Here is an 8,244-nt window from a genome sequence, read left to right as displayed (position 1 = left end):
AAGCTTATTGTGTGATGTAATCATTTATTACATGCCTACAATTATCAGGCCATTTCGGCACTAATTACCCGTTATTATTAGCTTTATTCAATTTGATCGGGGTGAACTTCCGTTGAAAATTTATTACCAAATGCCAGGACTCGTTCAATTAAAAAAATGAAATAGAAATCACTAGCTAACTCTATTGGAGTCTATCCTTAAATTATTAAAGTAATTGTATCAGTTTTAAAAGTAGTTCTACTTTGAGTCTGTTTATTGGTCCCTTGAAAACTTGAAGTAAGCTTTTAGTTTTGTAATCAAAACCATTGCCCCAAAGAGCGGCAGCATCTTTTGCCTGCTAATGCGTCCGGGTTCTTTAATTAACCGGTAGAGCCATTCTGCATTATATTTTTGCCAAATTTCCGGTGCGCGCTTCACGTTGCCCGCAATTGTATCCAGTGTTCCCCCGATTCCTTGACAGACTCTGATATTTTCGAGGGCATCCTTATGGGCAGCAAACCACCTTTCTTGTTTGGGAGAACCAAGCGCCAGAAAAAGGATATTAGCCTTTGAGACATTTATTTTGCTCACAAGTTCATTCATTTCCTGTTCTTTAATATATCCGTTGGATCTTCCAGCGACTTTCAAACCCTTATGGTGTTCAGCCAGCACTTTTGCCGCTGAGGCATTAACTTCTTCCCTGGCTCCGTATATAAAGATACTGTAATTATCCTTTGCCGCTAATTCACAGATTTTTTCCATGAGCTCGACGCCAGGAACCCTAGATAGCTTGATATTATACAGGATTCTCGCTGCTATTACCACTCCTATCCCATCCGGGATTAATAAATCAGCCGTGCGGAATGTCTCATTAAGAATGGGATCTTTAGGTACGGAAAAATTCTTTTCCGGGTTCACGGCTAAAATAGAATGAGGTCTGTTACCTTTTTCTAGAAACTGCTTTACCCTGGAAATAGCTCGTTCCATATCAACGGCATCCACCCAAACGTTTAGAATTTTAAGCCTGTCATTCAAATTGAAGGATCTCCTCCTGAAGCCCAGCCACATCAACCGGGGTGTTGGTGCAGATAGCTGTTATAAAATATACTTCTTCGGCCCGGCCTCTTTTTTTACAGTGCAGAACACAACTTTCTTTTTTTATTCCATACACCGGGGAGTGCCAGCCCAGTAAGGGGTCATACTGGCCCTTGGCCAGCCTGAAATCATCACCAAGAAGCGTAATAAAAACCCTCTGACCTCCTTTATCTATGTGCCACCAGCCATTAGCCTCATTCACTTTTACTTCGGAGTGGAGATGGTAGTTGATTTCAAACTCGTTTATACCCTGTCCTGAAAAACTGTCCTTGATAATGAAATCAGACTTTCCGCGCAGAAAGATTGTTCGTTTGTGCCTTACAGGGTTCTTCAATCTAGTATATCCGTTGTGAACCGCTTCAACGACTATTCCTTTCGGCTTTTTTTCACAACCTAGAAGACGCGCTTCGTAAGGATGACTCCATATAAACGAATTCACTTGAACGGCCTGATCCAAACCATCAATAGTGACTGTATTATGCGCGCGTGTTCCTTTGAAATATTTCCTCCACTCAGGGACACCATTGTACCGGTAGGTCCCAGGATCAATTAGAATTTGCTGACCTTTTTTTGAGAGGGTAATGGCGAGTGCGTCTGCGTGCCCATGATTGAAAAAGGGAGTCATGCCCAGCGGGCCGTGGTTGAAAGTAAGCAGAATTTGATCGCATGTTTTCAAGACTGTATAACCGGAGTTAGGAAAAGTATGGTATAAAGGAGCTTCCTCAATCCGGTCATTAGTCCTCTGCCTTTTTTGAATTGAACCATGAAACTCAGACATTTGTGAAGATTCGGCCCGAAAAGGGCTCAATCCAGGGGCGATGGCAAATCCATCGTCACTGTCGCCGATGCAAGGAGCTTCTGCCTCGTTAATCTGGAAGGCTTCCCAAAACTCCTCCCCTGCTTGTATGCGGGGTTTAAGGGCAGCACAATCATGGAGTTTATTTTGTTCTAAGAAAACAATGATGAACCGGTACATATCCAGAATGAAACGGTGGTAGCTCAGAGACTGCTCGGCCGGTCCTCCGTCATCGAGGATCTGGTGTTGGCACTCCTGTTCCAGTAACCTGATAGTAGTTCGCAGCCATTTGCGACCCTGGTCGGTCTCCTGGAAAATGGCACCGGCAATAATGAGCCCCACGCACTCCGCCACGGTGTGGTTGCCCAGAGAAGAGTAAAGGGAGAGCCGTTTCCAGATAATCCAGGCGTGTTCATATATGGCCTGGAGAATAGCCTTTCTTTCCACGGTGGAAAGAGTGTCCAGGATTTTCAGGCTTTGGAGAAAAACCGGGATTCTGAGCCCGCATTCCATGACCGACACGAAATGAGGGCCCAAGGGAAACGGGTTCTTTTGCAGCCAAGCCAGCAAGGTATCACGCACGAACTTTTTTAATGAACCAACGTTTGAAGCGCCGGATAACTCCCTGATACGGTGCAGAACGAGAGTAAGGTGCTGGAGCCTGGCCGGTTCCCAAACCGTCCGGATATCAGGATCTTTCTGGTTCGTAGGGACATCAGAAAAAAAATGATTCCGCCAAATATTCTCGAATTCTGTAATTTCAGCTTGATCCTGGTTGAGGCTAAAGACCTTGCCCTCCAGGATTTCTCTTATAACTCCTGGTTCGATCTCTCCATATAATGAGGGAACCTGGATTGCTTCCAGAAGTTTTGCATTCACCTCAGGGGCTTGAACCGAATAGACAGGTATAACCCGGGCTGCTTTTAGCAGCGAAATAAAAAAATATCCCCTGAGCCGATGAAACCATTCAGCCGGAGAGGCCTTTTGCAAGCGAACCAGATAAAAGTACAATCTTTCCCGGTTCATAATCTGTTGGATTTGAGCTTTATAGTCTTTTTTGAGAAAGCCATGGAATAGAAAGATCGCTGGCGGGCTGACAATTCTGAATTCAAAGCGGATAAGGAAGCGTTCAATACAGTCATTATTTACAGCTTGAGGCTTTCACCTCGCTGGATTGACTCGATGATTTTGAAGGTGACCAGGGAGGCGCTGTATATCTCCTCAAACGGTATGATCTCGCCGGCGCCTTTACTAAGACTTTCTAAAAAAAGATTGATCTCGTTCTTTTGGCCTTTGTCTTGAGAAAGCAGTGTCTTTTTTTTCTTTTTCCCCTTCGAATAAAAGGTCAGCGTTTTGAAATCCTCCACGACCGCAGTTTCTCCGTGAGCAAAGACCTCGAGGCGCTCTTTGGACAGGCTCTTGTCACCGTTGGCCAGGTAGGCAATTGTACCTACTGAACCGTCTGCATAACTCAAGCACACCTGAAGGGTATCATGAAGGTTATGCGGACCTGGCATTGAGGCGGTGTAAAGGGAAATTGGAAGGGACCCGCTCAGGTAAGTCAGGACGTCCACGAAGTGACAAACCTCCCCAATGATCCTGCCCCCTCCAAACTCCTGATCTTGAATCCATGAATCGGGCGGTATAACGCCGGCATTGATCCGGTAGATGGCGGCCATGGGTCCGCGGCCGACTTTTTTCTTGACTTGGGCGATGAATGGAGAAAATCGTCTGTTATAGCCGACCATGAGTATCGGCGCCTTGGCATCATGTTCCTGTGGCAGAGCCTCATACAGATTTCTGATCTCCTCCAGTTCTTCAGGTTTCAAACACAGGGGTTTTTCAACGAAGACATTCTTGCCTGCCTCCAAGGCCTGCCTGACGTATGTGGCATGAGTATCGTGGTGCGTGGCGATAAAAACGGTGTTAATCGTATCATTTGTAAGGATATCATCTGCATTGTTCGTGCAGAACTCAAAGCCGAATCGTTCCCCTGTTGAGCGGGCGCTGGCGCTGGAAGCGGTCATGACGCCTCTTAGAACCACATCCCGGTTTTTGGGGATGTTAGGCAGAAGATGGTTCTGGGCATAAGACCCGGCGCCGATAAATCCAATGGAAACCGAGACAGGCTCACGGCTTTCGGTAACTCGACCAAGGGATATGCCACCCGGGGCGGGTTTGTGAACCTTGCCAGCGTCATATTCGATAAGGATTCCCACCGAGGGCTCGGAGCGCTCTAAAATCAAGTCATATGCTTTGGGGGCGTCTTCAAATTTAAAGACATGGGTGGTGAGGAAGGAAACATCTGCTTTTCTCGTATAAATCAGGTCCTGAAAGGCCTGCATGTTGCGGTTTTCGGTCCAGCGCACATATCCGATCGGGTAATCCTGTCCTTTTTCCTCGTACTCCGGATCATAACGACCCGGCCCATAAGAGCAGGACATACGCACCTGTAATTCCTTGCGGTAAAAGTGAGGCTCGCGGTCGAAGCCCGTGGGTACTGCGCCAACCACGATAATAGTGCCGCGTTTTCGAGCGATGGCGCCTGCAAAATTAATCGGTTCAAGAGAACTGGTGGCGGCAGTTATGATCACGGCGTCGCAGCCAAGACCGGTAGTAAATTGGCCAATAAGCTCCGCGATACCAGCTTGCCCCTGTTTGAGTGCCAGGTCCGCGCAGTGCTTGGTGGCCATATCCACCATGGCCTGGTCAATATCCAATCCAACGACGCGAACACCCGAGGCCCGCAGTAGCAGACAAGTTAATTGTCCTAGCAAACCGAGGCCGATCACCGCGCAGGTTTCACCCAGGCGCAAATCTGCCTGCCGGACGACCTGCAATGCTATAGCCCCCAATGTATTATATGCCGCCTGTTTGAGATCAGCGTCGGGCTTCAGTTTTACACAGAGATTGACCGGAACGTTAACCACTTCAGCATGACAGGCGCTGAGGCCTCCGCAAGCCACCAAATCCCCCACATTTAGTTCTATTATACCAGGAGCTACATCTATGACCTCCCCGGCGCAGGAATAACCAAGAGGCGAATAGGCGTCTAACTTCTTCATGACCGCGCGATATGTCTGGACCGGCCCCTGGGTTTTCAATGTGTCAAGAACCTGTTTAACCTGCTCCGGCCTTTCCTTAGCTTTGCCTAAGTAACCTTTTTTCGCGGTTTTGATAGTGCTGCCTTCCGTGCCTGAACTGATAAGGGAATAGCGATTTTGAACAAGTACCATCCCGGGATTAACAGACGGAACCGGCACCTCAATAATCTGAATTGAACCGTCTTTTAATTTGCTGGTCAGCTGTTTCATTTATTTATTAGTCTCACTAATCTGTATTTTCCGGCTGTCACTTTTATGTAACTAAGATTATAATCTCATTTAATAAAAAGTAGATCAAGCTATTATTGCAGTAGCTTACCAATCCCTTTAATTAAGTATTTTCCTCTTTTAAATCTTTGACTCCACGCAGCGCTAAGCCAATGAAACCCCAAATAAACCACTGATAGGCGGGATACTGACCGGGCACGAGACCAATTGTATCTATTAACCACATTAAAAAGATCATGAGTGTCATGATATGAAGCGGTGTCTTTTCTCGAACCAAAGTTATAATAATTTTCCAGCCAATCGTTACCAATAGTGCTATATACACTAACAAACCTATAATTCCTCCACCTACAAGAACTCTCAAATAATCATTATGAGCTGCACCTGCTGAAGTACCCAAACCGAAAATCTTATAAAATATTTCTGATTCTCTCCACCTGTCTAAATAACTTTCCCAAACCATTGAGCGACCGGCCAAAATTTTTCTTGTTTCACCTGTACCTTCAATAGCCGCGGTTTCCTTTGAAAAGACTGTAGCAACATCTTTAAATATTTTATTGCCTGTAAAAAAATTAAGAGCGAGCACACCTATAATAATGACTAATAACCAACCAATTTTTTTATTCATTATTGTCCAAACAAAAAGCCATGCGATAAAAATTATATACCCGGCTTTAGAGTAAATTCTAAAGATAACTAGTAAGCAAATTAACCCATATGCAGCGAGAATCATTTTCATGTAAAAACTATTTTTACTAAAATAAGACCAATAGAGTAAAATAGCAGTAATCGTCATATAGGCATAAACTCTGAAAGAAAAGGCGTCGTGGTATATTCCCACACTCCTCACAAGTCCACCCGTGGCATGGCGAAGTTGCCAGATCTCTCCAGTTGCCATTTGATACACTCCCATAAGCATGGGGAAGAGACCAGCCAGGAGAAATGCAATCAGGAGTCTCTTAAACCAGAGTTTGTTACTAAAATATGTTTGCAACATACAATATCCCGCAAATCCATTAAGGATGCGGAACAAGAAATCTAGAGATCCAAGCAGCCTGCCTGTACCTAATATCATCACAAAGGAAATAAGATTGACAAAGACATAAATCAACCAAAGTAAAAGCAAGGGCATTTCATTAAGATTTGTATCTCGTGTTAAGAAGATCCGAAATAGGACTATAAGGGGAACCATTACTCCGACAATCTCAAGTGCATTGTAGCCGAACAAGCTATGCTGCCAGGATGCGTCAATGATTGGCTTAAAGGCCAGAAGCAGGAGTACTCCGACCTGAGGATGAAGAATCAGAAAGGCCAAGGCAATAAGAGAAAGAAAAAAAGCTCCACCAAAAATCATGTAAACCCTTTGCAGCTTAGAAATTAATAAGTGATTTTCCTATGGAAATCATTCCTGGTACTAGTGGAACCATTTTCCCGCTAGGAAGCTAAACATCTGGATGGATTACTTGATTAAAATAGCTTTCCATCTGCCGCGCAACTTGAGGTGCTTCAAATGTTTTAAAAACCTCTCCGGAGGTATTTGAAATAGGTTTTAAGTAATATTCCTTAGATAGCTGCTAATATCTAGTTCCTGATGAACCACCTTCGCTTTACCGCTCGGAGTCTTCTGAGCCTTATCGACAAACGAAAAGTGTAACCTCAATCTATCTCCTACAAGCGCCTCCATCTCATTTTTCATAAGGTGAAATAATTCATCTTGATACCTTTCATTCTTTACAAGAAATATTTCGACCACTCCAGGTGTATCTTGATGAATCCAAAAGGATTCTAACCCCATGAAAACATCATAATGTGCTTCGTCAATCAAGACCGTAGCACTTATAAGCGATCCATTCGCGTCAACAAAAAATTCTTGCTCTCTGCCAATGACCTCATCTATAATTAGATAGTTCCTATTGCATTTACAACTTTGGTTTTCTGATAAAGTAGCATAATCACCGGTACGATATCGTATTAGGGGCATCACTTGATTATTGAATCCTGTGGCGACTAGTTCGTAAATCTCCTTTCCCTCCTCATTTTTAGTTCCAGTTGGTAACAATTCAGTGTAACCATATTGTGGATAAAAATGAAGAGTCTGCGAATGTTCGCACTCACCACCCAGGGCTAAATATTCACTATGCCCATACCAGCTATATACTCTGGCAGTAAAAACTGATTCTATCTTTTTCCTTTGATAATCAAAAAGTTTCTCAGAGCCACATAAAACTGCTTTATAATTAAAGTTTAATTTATTTTTACATCTCTCCAGTAAGAGAGCAATTTGGTATATGATAGATGGATATCCGTGTAAAAATTTAGGTTGAATTTTATTCATATAATAAACATACTTCTTAATATTTAACTTGCTAATATCGAATGAAGAGGCATGGTATATATTAAAAAAATGGTCATGTTGAACGAATTGATCTTTGGGCGGTGTGCGAGCCCTTAGAGAAAAGATGCTATCACCTAATTTATAACCGACTCTGCTCCATTGATCAAATATAAATGCCTTTTCCCGTTGCCTAGTGGTAAACCTATCACAATAAAAAATTAAAACCTGTCCACTTGACCCTCCTGTTAACCCTCTCAACTTTCGAATGCGATTTCCTCTTACGAAACTGTTTAAATGTTTTCTAATTTCTTTTTTATCAATTAGTGGAAATTTCGCTAAGAGCTCATATGGTTCTGTCGTGTGATTTAATTCATTTAAGTCAAGCATTTTTTGATAGTAAGGTATATTCTGCGCTGCGTAACGTAAAATACCTAATAGGAAAGATCCCTGTAGTTCTTTTAATTTGTCAGTTGGCCAATATTCTGTTCTTCTAATTAATTTCTTCCTTTGTAAATAGGGATAGCTTAATAAAAATTCTCTAATCACTTCAAAGCTCCGTATTAAGTAATTTTATTAAGTAATTTGTTAAAATATATGGGTCTTCTCCATATTAGTTGATGATAATTTGATCTGGTCGATAGATTTTTTGCATCATTTAAACAAGTTACGTTCATAAAGGTGATTTGCTTATTATTAAACACTTAGAT

5 protein-coding genes are annotated in these 8,244 nt (G+C 43.0%); all 5 read right to left on the bottom strand.

The window, feature by feature from the left end:
- Nucleotides 1–252: 252 nt before the first annotated feature.
- Entirely contained in the window at nt 253–1,014 is a 762-nt protein-coding gene (locus JRI95_15045) for a WecB/TagA/CpsF family glycosyltransferase (GenBank protein ID MBW2062860.1), read from the bottom strand.
- On the bottom strand, nt 1,007–2,896 hold the full coding sequence (locus JRI95_15040) for an alginate lyase family protein (protein ID MBW2062859.1): 1,890 nt from the start codon (nt 2,894–2,896) through the stop codon (nt 1,007–1,009). Before JRI95_15040 ends, JRI95_15045 begins: the two co-directional genes overlap by 8 nt.
- A gap of 119 nt (nt 2,897–3,015) precedes the next feature.
- Entirely contained in the window at nt 3,016–5,184 is a 2,169-nt protein-coding gene (locus tag JRI95_15035) for a bi-domain-containing oxidoreductase (GenBank protein ID MBW2062858.1), read from the bottom strand.
- 121 nt (nt 5,185–5,305) lie between these two features.
- Complete coding sequence (locus tag JRI95_15030) at nt 5,306–6,556, bottom strand: hypothetical protein (GenBank protein ID MBW2062857.1); 1,251 nt, start codon at nt 6,554–6,556, stop codon at nt 5,306–5,308.
- 195 nt (nt 6,557–6,751) lie between these two features.
- Entirely contained in the window at nt 6,752–8,083 is a 1,332-nt protein-coding gene (locus JRI95_15025) for a phenylacetate--CoA ligase family protein (protein ID MBW2062856.1), read from the bottom strand.
- Nucleotides 8,084–8,244: the final 161 nt, after the last annotated feature.

The sequence above is a fragment of the Deltaproteobacteria bacterium genome (genome assembly GCA_019308995.1).
Classification (GTDB): domain Bacteria; phylum Desulfobacterota; class Desulfarculia; order Adiutricales; family JAFDHD01; genus JAFDHD01.
Note: the sequence above shows the minus strand (reverse complement) of the source record. Positions and strands in the feature narration are given on the sequence as shown.